The following is a 14369-nucleotide window of genomic DNA, read 5'->3' on the forward strand; positions in this document are numbered from 1 at the left end:
ATCAGCTATCAGCTATCAGCAGCTTAAAAAAATAGAGAAATGAATGTAAAGCTACTTCAATTTATTAACACAAATAGCTAAACCTCCATCTCGGGCAACTAAAAACTGACGGCTGAAAGCTGAAAGCGCTAAAACAAAAAACCGCTGTAGAGACCAAGCAACTACAGCGGTTTTTACGAAATCAAAGCCGTTTAGAATTAATGCTCTTCATTAACGATATTGAGATTGTACTTAGGTATTTCAACCACTAGGTCTTCATCTTTAATCACTGCTTGGCAGCCTAAACGAGATTCTGGCTCTAAGCCCCATGCTTTATCTAACATGTCGTCTTCTAGCTCATCGCTTTCATCAAGTGAGTCAAAGCCTTCGCGAATTACTAAGTGGCACGTGGTACATGCACACGACTTCTCACATGCATGGGGAATACTAATGCCATTTTTAAGGGCCACATCAAGGACTGTTTCGCCTTGTGGCGCTTCTAATGCTGCACCGTCAGGACATAATTCCGGATGGGGAAGAAAAATAATTTGTGGCATTCTAACCTCTTTAAACGTTGTCTACTGACTGCCCTGTAAGGGCTTTTTTAATTGATGCATCCATTCTGCGCGAGGCAAAATCGCTGCTAGCGTTATCTACTTTTTCAATTGCGGCTTTAATATCACTTGGTTGTGTCGCTGTTTCGCGCACTTTAGCAAGCTCGCTTATTTCAGCTCTTAAATTAGCAAGTTGAATATCATCAAGCAAATCACCATCCGTCGCAAGTGATGCTTCTAGCGCTTCTATAACACGAAGAGCTTCAACTTGCTGCTCTTTAAGCATGCGTGCTTGCATATCGTCTTTAGCGTTGCTCATTGACTCTTTTAGCATGTTAGCCACTTGGTCATCAGATAAGCCAAACGAAGGTTTAACTTGTATTTCAGCTTGCACACCTGTTGATTTTTCCATTGCTGATACACTCAGCAAGCCATCGGCATCCACTTTAAAGGTAACACGAATATGTGCAGCACCTGCAGCCATAGCCGGTATGCCTTTTAAACTAAATTTAGCGAGCGAGCGGCAATCATCAACCAGTTCGCGTTCACCTTGAAGTACGTGTAAAGACATAGCTGTTTGGCCATCTTTAAACGTAGTGAATTCTTGTGCTCGAGCCACAGGAATAGTGGTATTACGCGGAATTATTTTTTCAACTAACCCGCCCATCGTTTCAAGTCCAAGCGACAGTGGCAATACATCAAGTAATAGCATGTCAGAATCAGGCTTGTTGCCCACTAATACATCAGCTTGTAATGCGGCACCTAATGCCACAACGCGATCAGGGTCGATAGATGTAAGCGGTTCTTTTTCAAAAAAGCTTTCCACTTGGCTACGAACCAGAGGCATGCGGGTTGAGCCACCTACCATGACAACCTGCAGCACTTCTTCGTTTTCAATGCCAGCATCTTTTACCGCACGGCGACACGAACGAAGCGTTTTTTTAACAAGCGGCATAGCCAACTCGTCAAAAGTCTCGCGTGTAACTTCTACGGTATGTTTTTGCTCGTCAAATTCAAGTACTACATTCACTTTTGCGTACTGGCTCAGTGCTTCTTTACAGGCTTTTGCTTTATTTATAAATAAGCGCAGTACAGAAGGCGATAATGTAGAAATATCGGTTTGCTGCTTAAAGTAGTCCACCAATAACGCATCGAAATCATCACCGCCTAAGCTTGAGTCACCGCCGGTAGCCATTACTTCAAACACACCTTGGTGCAAGCGAAGTATTGAAATATCAAAGGTGCCTCCACCTAAATCATAAACAGCGATAATGCCTTCTTGGCCTGAATCTAAACCATAGGCAACTGCCGCAGCGGTTGGCTCGTTTAATAAGCGCAATACGTTAATGCCCGCAAGCTCGGCTGCATCTTTAGTGCTTTGACGTTGTGCATCATCAAAGTAAGCCGGTACGGTAATGACAGCACCTAAAATGTCTTGGTTACCAAAGCTTTGCTCTGCGCGTGCTTTTAATGCCGATAAAATATGGCTAGAGGCTGTTACAGGGCTTATTTTTCCAGCTTCTGTTTGAATAGCTAGTGAGCCGTTGTCTTCACAAAATTGATAAGGTAGCTGGCCATAACTTTGTTCAATTTCAGCTTGGGTTTTACCTAAAAAACGTTTAACTGAAATTAGGGTGTTTGCAGGATCTTGTGTTGCTGCTTGTGCAGCTTCTGTACCGACTGTTACACCACCGGCTTGATAGCGTACAACCGATGGCAGCATGGCAGCACCAAGCTCATCTGTTAATGTACGGGCTTCGCCACTTTGTACCGTTGCTACCAATGAATTTGTGGTGCCTAGGTCAATTCCTATAGCTAATTTGTGTTCATGTGGTGCCGCGCTCTGCCCCGGCTCAGCAATTTGCAATAATGCCATAATGCTCTTTTAACTCGTGTTGCTCGCTTTACAGCAAGTAATTAATCGTCAAATAAACTGTCTTCAATGCGCTCAAGCTCGTCTTTCAGTTTATATACAAACTTTAATTTGCGAATATTATCAGCAGCTTGTTGATATTGCGCCTCATCGTTACTTGCAAGTTGCTCGGCAAGTTCATTACTGTACTGGGCTTTTAATTGTTTTATTTGTGATTCAAAATTAGCAATTGCGGTATCAGGGTCACTCGCCGATGCAAGCTCTTCAAGCTCTTCACGCAGCTCCATTTGCTGCATTAAAAACATTGGATCTTGCAGTGTTTGTTGCTCTGCACGAATATCAACACCTAACTCACTTAGCATATATTCGGCCCGCTTAACTGGGTGCTTAAGTGTTTGTAGGGCATCGTTAATTTCAGCCGTGCTTTGTACAGCCATCAACTTATCGCGACTACTCGCATTAGCCTGACGATCAGGGTGCACTGCGCGTTGCAGCTCAAGGTAGTGCTTATTTATTGTGGCCATGTCGATATTATAATCAACAGGTATCGCAAATAACTCAAAATAACGCATAACTTTAACCAATATAATTCACAAATAATAAAGCCCTACAATTACTGGCAGGGCTTATAAATACTACAAAGGTAGTTGAGCTTAAACGGTAAAGCTTTCGCCACAACCACACTCATCGGCTTGGTTAGGGTTATTAAATTTAAACCCTTCATTTAAACCTTCTTTGGTGTAGTCAAGCTCTGTGCCATCGATATAAACCAAGCTTTTAGCATCCACAATTAAGGTAACGCCATTAGCTTTAAAGGTTTCATCGTCTTCGTTTAGCTCATCAACAAACTCAAGTACATAAGCAAGACCTGAACAGCCCGTCGTTTTAATGCCAACGCGCAGGCCTAAACCCTTACCGCGGTTTGCTAAAAATGATTGTACGCGGTTTGCTGCCGCATCTGTCAATGTCACTGCCATGAGTATCTCTTACTTCGCTTGTTTGCTTTTGTAATCAGCAATTGCTGCTTGAATTGCATCTTCAGCTAAAATTGAACAGTGAATTTTCACTGGTGGTAATTCAAGCTCTGCACTGATATCAGTGTTTTTAATGGTTGCTGCTTCGTCTAGTGTTTTACCTTTCACCCACTCTGTTACCAGTGACGATGAAGCAATTGCACTACCACAACCGTATGTTTTAAATTTAGCATCTTCAATAACGCCTTCAGACGATACTTTAATTTGCAATTTCATTACGTCACCACATGCTGGTGCGCCAACCATACCCGTTGCCACTGACGGGTCGTTTTTGTCAAGAACGCCCACGTTACGTGGGTTTTCTACGTGGTCGATTACTTTATCACTATAAGCCATAATTCTATCCTCATTACCTGCTACGGTAGATGCTCACACGTATTAGTGGTGAGCCCATTCAACTGAATCTAAATCAATACCTTCTTGATGCATTTCCCACAAAGGAGACATCTCGCGTAGGCGACCGATAGAGTTTTTAATTAATTCAACGGTGTAATCAATTTCTTCTTCGGTAGTGAAACGACCAATACTGAAGCGAATTGAACTGTGTGCTAGTTCGTCGTTGCGACCAAGTGCACGCAATACATATGAAGGCTCTAAACTTGCTGATGTACACGCAGAACCAGACGATACCGCTATATCTTTTACTGCCATAAGTAGCGACTCACCTTCAACAAAGTTAAAGCTGATATTCACAATACCTGGAACAGATTGGTCTTGTGCGCCGTTAAAGTATACTTCGTCCATATCAGCCATAATGCCATCAATTAGGCGCTTACGTAATGCGCTGATATGTGCGTGATCTTTTTCAAAATCTTGCTTAGCAATTCTAAATGCTGCACCCATACCTACTAGCTGATGCGTTGCAAGTGTACCTGAACGCATACCACGTTCGTGACCGCCACCGTGCATTTGCGCTTCTAAGCGAGCACGTGGTTTACGACGCACATAAAGTGCACCAATACCTTTAGGACCGTATACTTTGTGAGCAGAGAACGACATAAAGTCAACTTTAAGTTGCTGCACATCGATTAATACTTTACCTGCGCTTTGTGCTGCGTCTACATGGAACATTATCTTGCGTTCACGACACATTTCACCAATGGTGTTAATGTCTTGAATTACACCTAGCTCGTTATTTACGTGCATAATGCTTACAAGTACAGTGTCTTCACGCATTGTTTCTTCAAGCTTTTTAAGATCTAGTAGGCCGTTCTCTTCAACGTCCATGTAGGTTACTTCAAAGCCTTGACGCTCGAGCTCACGACACGTGTCGATTACTGCTTTGTGCTCAGTTTTAGCGGTAATAACGTGCTTACCTTTCTTTTTGTAAAACTGCGCTGCACCTTTAATTGCAAGGTTATTTGATTCTGTAGCGCCCGAGGTGAAAACAATTTCACGTGGGTCGGCATTAATTAAATCGGCAATGTCAGTACGCGCTTGGTCAACTACTTCTTCAGCTTGCCAACCAAAACGGTGCGAACGTGACGCAGGATTACCAAAATTACCGTCCATTGTCAGGCATTGCATCATTTCTTTTGCAACACGCTCATCAACAGGCGTGGTCGCTGCGTAATCTAAATAAATCGGTAACTTCATTTCTCTCTCCGCTGCAGGTCAACTTTATAGTTGACAGCTTACTTGAATGTTTTCCAACTGCTTAATTGCATTATTGATGCTGTTATCTTGGCGAGATGCAATTTCTTTTACATCTGACTTTTCCACCAATTCAGCTAAGGTAATATTATTTAAAAACTCTTCGATGCGTGCGCTTAAATCAGACCATAAGCTGTGAGTTAAACACCGCATACCACTTTGACACCCGGTATCGGCACCTTGGCAACGTGTTGCATCTACCGATTCGTCTACAGCGCTAATAACGTCGCCAACAGAGATAACCGTGGCTTCTCGGCCTAGCAAATACCCCCCGCCAGGACCACGAACCGAGCTCACTAGGCCATTCTTACGTAAACGGGCAAATAATTGCTCAAGGTATGACAAAGAAATTTCTTGTCTTTGTGAAATATCAGCAAGGGCTACAGGGCCTACACTCGCATGTAGTGCAACATCCAGCATAGCTGTTACGGCATATCTGCCTTTTGATGTTAACTTCATAACGCCCCCCGCACAAAAGAGTGCAAATTTTAATTACCAGAGTAAAATAGTCAAGTATTATCACTTGATAAAAATTTGATTAAGAACCCTGTTCTATTAACAAATTTTTAATACCTGACCTTTTTGGTCAAGTATTAGGTGTATTGTAATTACCTGAGTGTTTTAGTCAAGTATTAGCTCGTTATTTACCCGCAGGTTTTTATAACCAATCGCTATACCTTACTTAGGAATAGATTTATTAATTGAGGTAAGAATACCGCGCAGTATGTTTAGCTCTGCCTCTTCTGGGCGAGCTCGGTTAAACAAACGACGTAGCTTAGTCATCACTAAACCTGGGTGCTGCTTAATAATAAAACCAGTGTTATCAAGCGTCTGTTCTAAATGCTCGTAAAATAACTCTGTTTGTTTTGAACTAGGATAAGCAGTCTCATCGTCTGCTTGCTCTGCCTTTGGCTGCTGATTTAAAAACGCCATACGCGTTTCGTAGCTTAGCGTTTGCACAGCCATAGCTAAATTAAGCGAGCTATATTCAGGATTTGCAGGAATGCATACATGGTAGTTACACAGTTGTAGCTCTTCGTTGGTCAATCCGCTATTTTCACGACCAAATACAAGTGCTACTGGACCATTCACCGCCTCAGCAACTAGCTTTTCACCGCATTCACGTGGCTCAACCATAGGCCAAGACAACGTGCGCGAGCGTGCACTTGTGCCAATTGTTAATGCACAATCGGCAATGGCATCAGCCACGGTATCAACAATAACCGCATTGCCTAATACATCGGTAGCACCGGCTGCAAGCGCGCTTGCATGGCTATCTACTTCACAAGCAGGGTCTACTAAATAAAGCTTTGATAAGCCCATGGTTTTCATGGCGCGGGCCGCCGAACCAATGTTGCCAGAGTGTGAGGTGTTAACTAAAACGATGCGAATATCATCTAAGATCATTGCTGTGCTACTTTTCTATGCCAAAAAATTGTGCGAATTCTAACATAAAACAGCAATAAGATCCTAGATCCTTAAAGCCCGATCAACACGCTAAATGCCGTTAAACCATGGCCGCTTTTACATATACATCAAAACGGTTCTTTTTTGTTTTAATTTGCATGCTGGGTGTTTTGTCATTTAAAAATGGGGCGTAATCAGGGCGCTTTACAACAACACGCTTACTAGCTAGTGGATAGGCAAAATCAAGTAGATCATCTGCGTCGGTGTCTTCGCCAACAAGCTCTTGAAATACGCGCATTTCTTTTTTAACTAGCGCTGATTTTTCACGGTGAGGAAACATAGGATCTAAATACACTACATCGGGCATGCTCTCGCATTGCTCTAACAATGTATGGCTTGAGCCAAACACTAAGCTCATATTTTGCTGCATCCAAGGGCCAATTTCAGCGTCGTCGTAGGCACGTTTTAAGCCATCAAACAATAAAGCAGCTACCACAGGGTGACGCTCGTGCAGTATTACTTTGCAACCAAGAGAGGCCAGCACAAAGCCATCTCGTCCAAGGCCTGCGGTGGCATCAAGTACAACAGGCGTTGCGCCTTTATTTAGGCCCACCGCTTTAGCTATAGATTGCCCTTTTCCGCCACCAAATTTTCGCCTGTGCGCCACAGCCCCGGTTACAAAGTCTACGTTTATAGCGCCGAGCTTAGGTTCATCAGTTTTTAGTAGGTTTAGGCCAGTTTCGTCAAAATATAGGCTAAAGCCGCTACAACTTTGCGCCCATTGGATTAAGTTAAAACGCGTTTCTAGCTCATTTAAATACGGGCGACACTCTTTAAAAGCACACTGAATAACCACTACACACTCCGACGAAAAATTTCGGCTGCAGTATAACAAGCGTTAACGCACTAAAATAGCTCTATATCGCTTTGATGCGCAAGACTATGTGAGCTGGCCTCTTCTACTTTACTACGCAGGTTACACAATAATTCGTTGCGGCTCTCGGTCACTTGTTTAAGCTGGTATTTTATAAATGCTAGATCACTATTTGCGGTCACTAACAGCTGCATAGTTTCGTCTAATTGAGACATGTATAAGGTTAAATCTGCAGGGTTTGCCTGTGCTTGTGTTTGTTTAATAGCGCAGTTTAGTTCATGCAGCTGCTCTATAAACTGCCTAGTGTAGTCATTTTGTACAACATTTTGGCTGGTAAGTTGCTTTACGATATCTTGCAAAGCAGTGCTAATTTGAGTGGCTTGCTCAAAGCTATTTTCGTTTCTGTCCATAGCAACGACCTTTTCGTTTGTCACCTCGAGTATGTGCGGGAATAAGTCTTTATAGCGGCCGTATAAAGCACGATTATCAGCCGGCATATTTTTAATTAATAAAGATATTTTGGGGTAGTTAATAATGGTGCTGCTACCAATATCAACAAATCGATTAGCATTGCGGTGCTGCTCTAAAAGCTCTTGCTCGAGTGGGCATACACCACTTTCTAAACTATAAAAATAGCTTCCCCCTTGATACCAAAATACAATGACCACATCTAAATTAAACGGGGTAAAAAAAGCAAGTAAGTGCTCGCTTAATGACTGAAAATTATGACAGTGGTAGCTTTGTCCTACAAACCTTACTATACGGCCCATGTCTCCCGATTCAGCTAAGGCCATTGCCGCTGTGTTTTGTGCTTTAGCGACATCATGTTTAAGTTTTACGCATTGCTGTCGGTACTCATAAAGCACTTTAATACGCGCCATAAGCTCTTCTGTATTAAAGGGTTTGATGATGTAGTCAGACGCGCCTACGCTGTAGCCTTTTACTCTATCGTTAAGCTCCACCTTAGAGGACAAAAACATAATAGGTATATCGTGTGTAGACTCATCTGCTTTTAATGCTTGGCAAATTTCATAGCCTGATTTACCGGGCATTTCTATATCGAGTAAAACGATGTCGGGCGTGTGTTTTTTGGCTAGCTTAAGTCCTTGTTCGCCGTCTTTAGCGTGAATAAGCTTACAAAAGCCCGCTAAAGCCTCTTCAATAATTCGATGAACATACAAATCGTCATCAATCGTTAATACCAACTTTGCCATGCCCTAGTCCATTTTGCTGCGTATACACAAAGCATAGTACGGGTGATTAAAATTACTAAAAACAATTGTCCAATATATTAAAAATATAAAAAAAGCGCCATATAGGCGCTTTATAAGGTTAACTAATTGTTTATGCAGCTATACCACTGTGACGCAGTAACGCATCAACGTTTGGCTCACGCCCGCGGAACTTTTTAAATAACGCCATAGGCTCTTCACTGCCGCCTTTTTCTAAAATATTTTCTAAGAAGGCTTTACCTGTCTCGGCATTAAAAATACCGTCTTCTTCAAATTTAGAAAATGCATCCGCAGAGAGTACTTCAGCCCACTTGTACGAGTAATAACCAGCACTGTAGCCGCCTGCAAAAATATGACTAAAGCCATGTTGAAAACGGTTGAATTCAGGTGGATTAATAACCGATGTACGGCTACGTACGTCGTTTAAAATCGCTTGAATTTGGCACGCTTGATTTGCTTGGTAGTCGTGGTGAATTTTAAAATCGAACAATGAAAACTCAATTTGACGCAGCATTTGCATACCCGAATTATAGTTTTTAGCAGCCAGTAGTTTATCAAGTAATTCTTTTGGTAATGGTTCACCGGTTTCAAAGTGGCCTGAAATAAAGCTCAGTGCTTGTTCGTCGTAACACCAGTTTTCTAAAAATTGGCTCGGTAGCTCTACGGCATCCCATGCAACGCCGTTGATACCCGCAACAGGCGCGGCATCAACTTGGGTAAGCATGTGGTGAATACCGTGGCCAAATTCGTGGAATAATGTGGTTACTTCATCATGCGTAAATAGCGCCGGTTTATCACCGACTGCTTTGTTAAAGTTACACACTAAATACGCCACTGGCGTTTGTAGCTCACCACTGGCTCGCACTTTGCGGCCCATGCAGTCGTCCATCCAAGCGCCGCCACGTTTGCGTTCGCGTGCATATAAATCAAGGTAAAAACGGCCGCGCAATGTATTGCTGCTATCAAAAATTTCAAAAAAGCGCACATCGCTATGGTAAGTATCAAAATCGCTGACTTCTTTTACCTGAATACCAAAAAGGCGATTAACGGTTTCAAATAAACCACTCAGCACTTTGTCCGCAGGGAAGTAAGGACGTAATACTTCATCTGAAATAGCGTATTTTTCTTGCTTGAGCTTTTCGCTGTAGTAACCAAAATCCCAAGCTTCTAGTTCAGCTATACCATGCTTTTGCTCAGCATAGGCTTTTAACTCTGCTACTTCTTGCTCTGCTTGAGGTTTAGACTTAGCTGCTAAATCTTCTAAAAAAGAGAAAACTTGCGCTGGCGACTCGGCCATTTTAGTCGCTAATGATTTTTCAGCATAGTTATTAAACCCTAACAGCTGCGCTAGTTCGTGGCGAAGCGCAAGCTCTTCTTTCATAATGTCTGAGTTATCAAACTCACCTGCATTAGGGCCTTGATCTGAAGCGCGCGTACAAAATGCCGTGTAGGTTTCTTTTCTTAGTTCTCGATCATCTGCATAGGTCATTACCGGTAAGTAAGACGGAAAATCAAGCGTAAATACCCAGCCATCTAAGCCTTTGCTTTTAGCTGTTTCGCTGGCAAGCGCCAAGGCCGACTCTGGCAAGCCTGCCAATTGGCTTTCATCGGTAATGTGCTTATGCCATGCAAGCGTAGCATCCATTACATTATTACCAAATTTAGAGGCCAGTTCAGATAAGCGCGTGCTAATTTCGCCGTAACGCTTTTTGTCATCTGCCGATAAGGCAATGCCAGAGAGTTTAAAATCACGTAGGGCGTTGGTAATGGTTTTTTGCTGTGCAGTGCTCAGTGTCTTAAATTCATCGCTGTTATAAAGTGTGTTATACGCATCGTACAGGCCTTGATGCTGCCCTACAAACGTTGAGTACTCAGATATAAGTGGTAAACATTGCTCGTAGGCTTCACGTAATTCATCATTATTCATGACTGAATTTAGGTGCGATACCGGTGAGAACATACGCGAGAGTTTATCGTCCGCTTCTTCAAGGGGTAATACTAAATCGTTCCATGTAAACGAGCCTTTCGCTAGCACCTCATCTATGGCTTTACGACATTGCTCTATACCGTGCTTTAGTGCCGGTACTACGTACTCTGGCTTTATTTTTGAAAACGGGGGTAAGCCTTCTAGGCCAATGAGTGGATTTGTTTGTGCTTCGCTCATGAATTTTCTCAATTTAAATGACTATGAATTTGAAGTTGGGGCAAAACGATGAAATACAAGCCTCCATTAATGGGTCTAATATAGCTTAGAATGAAACTGATCCGCATAATAAACAATTTCGTTTGTTGTATTTATCAGCTTTTTAGCGCGCCGCGCTGGGTGACTTGCACTTAGCATATGCTATCATCGGCACATTATAGTTAAATATTTTTTTGAGGATAAAACATGGCTCAGCATTTTGATTACATTGCGATTGGTGGTGGTAGTGGTGGTATTGCCTCTGCTAACCGTGCGGCAATGCGTGGCGCTAAAGTAGCACTTATCGAAGCAAAACACATGGGCGGCACCTGTGTTAATGTAGGTTGTGTGCCTAAAAAAGTAATGTGGCATGGCGCACAAGTTGCTGAAGCAATTAATTTATATGCACCTGATTACGGCTTTAACGTAGAAGTAAAAGACTTTAACTGGAGCAAACTCGTTGAAAGCCGCGAAGCCTACATTGGTCGCATTCATAAAGGGTACGACAACGGCTTATCTAACAATGGCGTAACCGTAATTAACGGGTTTGCTAAATTTGTTGATAGCAAAACCGTAGAAGTAAACGGCGAGCATTACACGGCTGATCATATTTTGATTGCAGTAGGTGGTCGTCCTCACACACCTAATATACCCGGTGCAGAATACGGCATAGACTCAAATGGCTTTTTTGAATTAACAGAGCAACCTAAGCGAGTTGCAGTTATTGGCGCAGGCTACATTGCTGTAGAGCTTGCCGGTGTATTGCATGGCTTGGGCACTGAAACCCATTTATTTGTACGTAAACATGCGCCACTTCGTAACTTTGATACGCTACTGGTTGATACCCTTGTAGAGATCATGAAAAAAGAAGGCCCTACACTGCATACTGAGTGCTCGCCTAAAGAAATTGTTAAAGAAAGCGATGGTAGCTTAACCATACATTTTGAAAATGGTTACAGTCAAAACGTTGACCAAGTAATTTGGGCTATTGGCCGTGAGCCAAGCACTGATGTTATTAACATTGCAGCAGCAGGGGTTGAGCTAAATAGCTCTGGTTATGTAAAAGTAGATGAATATCAAAACACCAATGTACCTGGTATTTATGCTGTAGGCGATATTATTGAACACGGTATAGAACTTACGCCTGTCGCTGTTAAAGCCGGCCGTACCCTATCAGAGCGTTTATTTAATAAAGAACTCCCTGATGATTTAAAAATGGATTACAGCCTTGTACCTACCGTTGTATTTAGCCATCCACCTATTGGCACTATTGGTGAAACCGAGCAAGAAGCCATTGCTCGCCACGGCGAAGAAAACGTGAAAGTGTATAAATCGGGCTTTGCCGCTATGTACACAGCTGTTACGCAACATCGCCAACCGTGTGCAATGAAGCTGGTATGTGTAGGCCCAGAAGAAAAAGTTGTTGGCTTACACGGCATTGGTTTTGCTGTTGATGAGATGATTCAAGGCTTTGCAGTAGCAATGAAAATGGGCGCAACTAAAGCTGATTTTGATGCCGTGGTTGCGCTGCATCCGACAGGCTCTGAAGAGTTTGTAACAATGCGCTAGGCATATCCGGCCTATAACATTAAACGCCCTTACTCTGTTTGCGTAAGGGCTTTTTTATACTTGCATGTTTATACGTATATTGATCAATTAATCAACTCATAGCGTTACAAATAACACATCATAAATACACAAAACAAACATCCAACCTATTAATTTAACAGTGAAAAATTTAGACAGATAAATAACGTAAAAGTTTCGAGAATGCTTTGGCTTTTGTCCATTTTTGCAATTAAACTGCCGCGCATTGTTCTCAAATTAGGTTTTTATATGTTCTTATTACGATCGTTTATTTACTTACTATGCTTAGCAGGTGTGGCTTTTTTAATTCAACTTGAAGGCTTTGATTTACAGCAAAACGCACTTTACAGTGAAGAAACCCTAACCGAACACATGCAAGATATTTTAACCTTTTTGAGTTGCCTGCTTTTCTTCTACGCCTCACGCATTCACTCTGAGCTTAAAATAGCCGCTTTGTTACTGGCTGCATTATCAGCTGCTATGTTTGTCAGAGAATTTGATACTTACCTAGATATGTATGTGTTTGATGGCGCGTGGCAAACTATCGTGTACACGCTGTTAGGGGGCGTAATATTCTATTTAAAAACTCAGCGAGGCTTTATCTACCGCTCCTTAAAAGCTTATGCTCAAACACCGAGCTATGGTATTTGCCTATCTGGCTTAGTAACCTTACTCGCATTTTCGAGAATGATGGGTAAGGGTGAGTTTTGGCACTCAGTGATGGGAGAACACTACGTTCGGGTAGTTAAAAACATTATTGAGGAAGGCATAGAAACCCTAGGTTATACACTTATTTTTATCGCTGCTATTGAGCTTGTATTGTTTTGCCTAAAACACGCTAAACACGCGCAGGTCTCTATTACACAGCAAACAGCCTAGCTGCTAAGTAATAGCAACTAAATTAAATATTTAGTCACTTGGGCGTGCTAAATAAAGCGCTAACGGCATTATAAGTATCTTAAGTAGAGTAACTACATATTGAAATTTATGCCTGTTATCACGCTATTTGCCTGCTGCTATAAATGACTCATAACCTAACACAATTGGTATACGTTATTTTATGTAGCTTAAATTTGCTAATTGGATTGATTACTCAATATACTTAGCGTGCATATCCCTTCTCCTATTTGGACGTTATGATTAAAGACATACTCATGCACCCTTTTTTAGTGTCGCTATTCGTGCTTGCCATTGCCTTCGTACTTAAAGTACTGGTTGATAAACTGGCAAGAAACCGCGCTGAAAAAAAAGAAAAAGATATTCGTTACATCACTCATAATATTAAGCACTTTATTAATTTTGTTATGGTGTTGTCGCTGCTATTTGTATGGTCGACCGAAATACAAAATTTTGCCCTGTCTATTGCTGCGTTTGCGGTGGCTATAGTGCTTGCAACTCGCGAGTTTATACAGTGCGTTATCGGCTTTTTTTACCTTGTTACGACGCGCCCATTTAGAGTGGGTGACTGGATACAAGTAGGTGATTACTTTGGCGAAGTGGCCGAGACTGATTGGATAAAAACCACCTTACATGAAATTGATATTCACACTTATCAATTTTCACGTAAAACTATATACATCCCCAACAACAAGCTTATTACCAGCTCTATAAAAAATTTAAATTTTGTAAAACGTTTTGCCACCCATCACTTTACAATTGTAAGAAGAGAAAGTTTTAACCCTTACCCTATTCACGCACCACTCACCGAAAAAGCGAAGCAATACTGTGAAGAGTTTGAAGAAGTAGCAAGCCGTTACAACTCAATGATAGAGCGTAAGTTAGATGCTAAAATTTCAGGACCTGAACCTGTAATACATTTTAGCACTACAGAGCTTGGGGAGTTTAAAGCAAACTTTACGCTATTTTGCCCAACTAATAAGGCCCTTGAGATTGAGCATAAGTTAACTGAGAGCTTTATGGATTTGTGGTACGAAGAAGCGAAGAAAAATAAAGAAGACCAAAGCGAGGCATAAACCTCGCATTGCTAACCAATA

Annotated in this window: 14 protein-coding genes; 3 read left to right on the forward strand and 11 right to left on the reverse strand. The window is 42.0% G+C overall.

Annotated features, from left to right (window positions below):
• Nucleotides 1–197 precede the first annotated feature (197 nt).
• From fdx to prlC, 11 genes are all read right to left on the reverse strand, one after another.
• Nucleotides 198–536: an ISC system 2Fe-2S type ferredoxin gene (fdx, locus tag CWC16_RS08980; RefSeq protein WP_055016624.1), complete on the reverse strand. Its 339-nt coding sequence runs from the start codon at nucleotides 534–536 to the stop codon at nucleotides 198–200.
• 10 nt (nucleotides 537–546) lie between these two features.
• A complete protein-coding gene (hscA, locus tag CWC16_RS08985) occupies nucleotides 547–2409 on the reverse strand; it encodes a Fe-S protein assembly chaperone HscA (RefSeq protein ID WP_138541305.1) in 1863 nt (620 codons plus the stop codon).
• 41 nt (nucleotides 2410–2450) lie between these two features.
• Entirely contained in the window at nucleotides 2451–2978 is a 528-nt protein-coding gene (gene hscB, locus CWC16_RS08990) for a co-chaperone HscB (RefSeq protein WP_055016626.1), read from the reverse strand.
• Between the two features lie 81 nt (nucleotides 2979–3059).
• Nucleotides 3060–3383, reverse strand: a complete 324-nt coding sequence (gene iscA / locus CWC16_RS08995; RefSeq protein ID WP_138541306.1) for an iron-sulfur cluster assembly protein IscA — start codon at nucleotides 3381–3383, stop codon at nucleotides 3060–3062.
• Nucleotides 3384–3392: 9 nt separating this feature from the next.
• The gene (iscU, locus tag CWC16_RS09000) at nucleotides 3393–3776 is read right to left on the reverse strand and encodes a Fe-S cluster assembly scaffold IscU (RefSeq protein ID WP_055016627.1); all 384 of its coding nucleotides are present in this window, start codon (nucleotides 3774–3776) and stop codon (nucleotides 3393–3395) included.
• Nucleotides 3777–3818: 42 nt separating this feature from the next.
• Nucleotides 3819–5036, reverse strand: a complete 1218-nt coding sequence (locus CWC16_RS09005) for an IscS subfamily cysteine desulfurase (RefSeq protein ID WP_055016628.1) — start codon at nucleotides 5034–5036, stop codon at nucleotides 3819–3821.
• Nucleotides 5037–5060: 24 nt separating this feature from the next.
• On the reverse strand, nucleotides 5061–5552 hold the full coding sequence (gene iscR, locus CWC16_RS09010; protein ID WP_055016629.1) for a Fe-S cluster assembly transcriptional regulator IscR: 492 nt from the start codon (nucleotides 5550–5552) through the stop codon (nucleotides 5061–5063).
• Between the two features lie 219 nt (nucleotides 5553–5771).
• Entirely contained in the window at nucleotides 5772–6500 is a 729-nt protein-coding gene (gene trmJ / locus CWC16_RS09015; protein ID WP_138541307.1) for a tRNA (cytosine(32)/uridine(32)-2'-O)-methyltransferase TrmJ, read from the reverse strand.
• Between the two features lie 100 nt (nucleotides 6501–6600).
• Nucleotides 6601–7356 carry a class I SAM-dependent methyltransferase gene (locus tag CWC16_RS09020; protein WP_138541308.1) on the reverse strand — a complete coding sequence of 252 codons (756 nt, stop codon included), beginning with the start codon at nucleotides 7354–7356 and terminating at the stop codon, nucleotides 6601–6603.
• A gap of 50 nt (nucleotides 7357–7406) precedes the next feature.
• Nucleotides 7407–8588, reverse strand: a complete 1182-nt coding sequence (locus tag CWC16_RS09025) for a response regulator (protein ID WP_138541309.1) — start codon at nucleotides 8586–8588, stop codon at nucleotides 7407–7409.
• Nucleotides 8589–8718: 130 nt separating this feature from the next.
• Nucleotides 8719–10770 (reverse strand): oligopeptidase A, encoded by a 2052-nt coding sequence (gene prlC, locus CWC16_RS09030; protein WP_138541310.1) that lies wholly within the window; start codon nucleotides 10768–10770, stop codon nucleotides 8719–8721.
• A 225-nt stretch (nucleotides 10771–10995) separates the two neighbouring features.
• On the opposite strand from prlC, the gene gorA reads away from it, so the two are divergent.
• The 3 genes from gorA to CWC16_RS09045 all read left to right on the forward strand — a co-directional run bounded on the left by gorA (nucleotide 10996) and on the right by CWC16_RS09045 (nucleotide 14348).
• Nucleotides 10996–12357, forward strand: coding sequence for a glutathione-disulfide reductase (gene gorA / locus CWC16_RS09035; protein WP_138541311.1), 1362 nt, complete (start codon nucleotides 10996–10998; stop codon nucleotides 12355–12357).
• A gap of 267 nt (nucleotides 12358–12624) precedes the next feature.
• Nucleotides 12625–13254, forward strand: coding sequence for a hypothetical protein (locus tag CWC16_RS09040; protein ID WP_138541312.1), 630 nt, complete (start codon nucleotides 12625–12627; stop codon nucleotides 13252–13254).
• Nucleotides 13255–13511: 257 nt separating this feature from the next.
• A complete protein-coding gene (locus tag CWC16_RS09045) occupies nucleotides 13512–14348 on the forward strand; it encodes a mechanosensitive ion channel family protein (RefSeq protein WP_055014631.1) in 837 nt (278 codons plus the stop codon).
• The last annotated feature ends 21 nt before the right edge of the window (nucleotides 14349–14369 follow it).

This window comes from Pseudoalteromonas sp. S3776, assembly GCF_005886915.1.
Lineage (GTDB): Bacteria > Pseudomonadota > Gammaproteobacteria > Enterobacterales > Alteromonadaceae > Pseudoalteromonas.

Coding starts and splice junctions, on each gene's coding strand:
- fdx (WP_055016624.1), bottom strand. CDS start 536: ATGCCACAAATTATTTTTCTTCCCCATCCGGAATTATGTCCTGACGGT.
- hscA (WP_138541305.1), bottom strand. CDS start 2,409: ATGGCATTATTGCAAATTGCTGAGCCGGGGCAGAGCGCGGCACCACAT.
- hscB (WP_055016626.1), bottom strand. CDS start 2,978: ATGCGTTATTTTGAGTTATTTGCGATACCTGTTGATTATAATATCGAC.
- iscA (WP_138541306.1), bottom strand. CDS start 3,383: ATGGCAGTGACATTGACAGATGCGGCAGCAAACCGCGTACAATCATTT.
- iscU (WP_055016627.1), bottom strand. CDS start 3,776: ATGGCTTATAGTGATAAAGTAATCGACCACGTAGAAAACCCACGTAAC.
- CWC16_RS09005 (WP_055016628.1), bottom strand. CDS start 5,036: ATGAAGTTACCGATTTATTTAGATTACGCAGCGACCACGCCTGTTGAT.
- iscR (WP_055016629.1), bottom strand. CDS start 5,552: ATGAAGTTAACATCAAAAGGCAGATATGCCGTAACAGCTATGCTGGAT.
- trmJ (WP_138541307.1), bottom strand. CDS start 6,500: ATGATCTTAGATGATATTCGCATCGTTTTAGTTAACACCTCACACTCT.
- CWC16_RS09025 (WP_138541309.1), bottom strand. CDS start 8,588: ATGGCAAAGTTGGTATTAACGATTGATGACGATTTGTATGTTCATCGA.
- prlC (WP_138541310.1), bottom strand. CDS start 10,770: ATGAGCGAAGCACAAACAAATCCACTCATTGGCCTAGAAGGCTTACCC.
- gorA (WP_138541311.1), top strand. CDS start 10,996: ATGGCTCAGCATTTTGATTACATTGCGATTGGTGGTGGTAGTGGTGGT.
- CWC16_RS09040 (WP_138541312.1), top strand. CDS start 12,625: ATGTTCTTATTACGATCGTTTATTTACTTACTATGCTTAGCAGGTGTG.
- CWC16_RS09045 (WP_055014631.1), top strand. CDS start 13,512: ATGATTAAAGACATACTCATGCACCCTTTTTTAGTGTCGCTATTCGTG.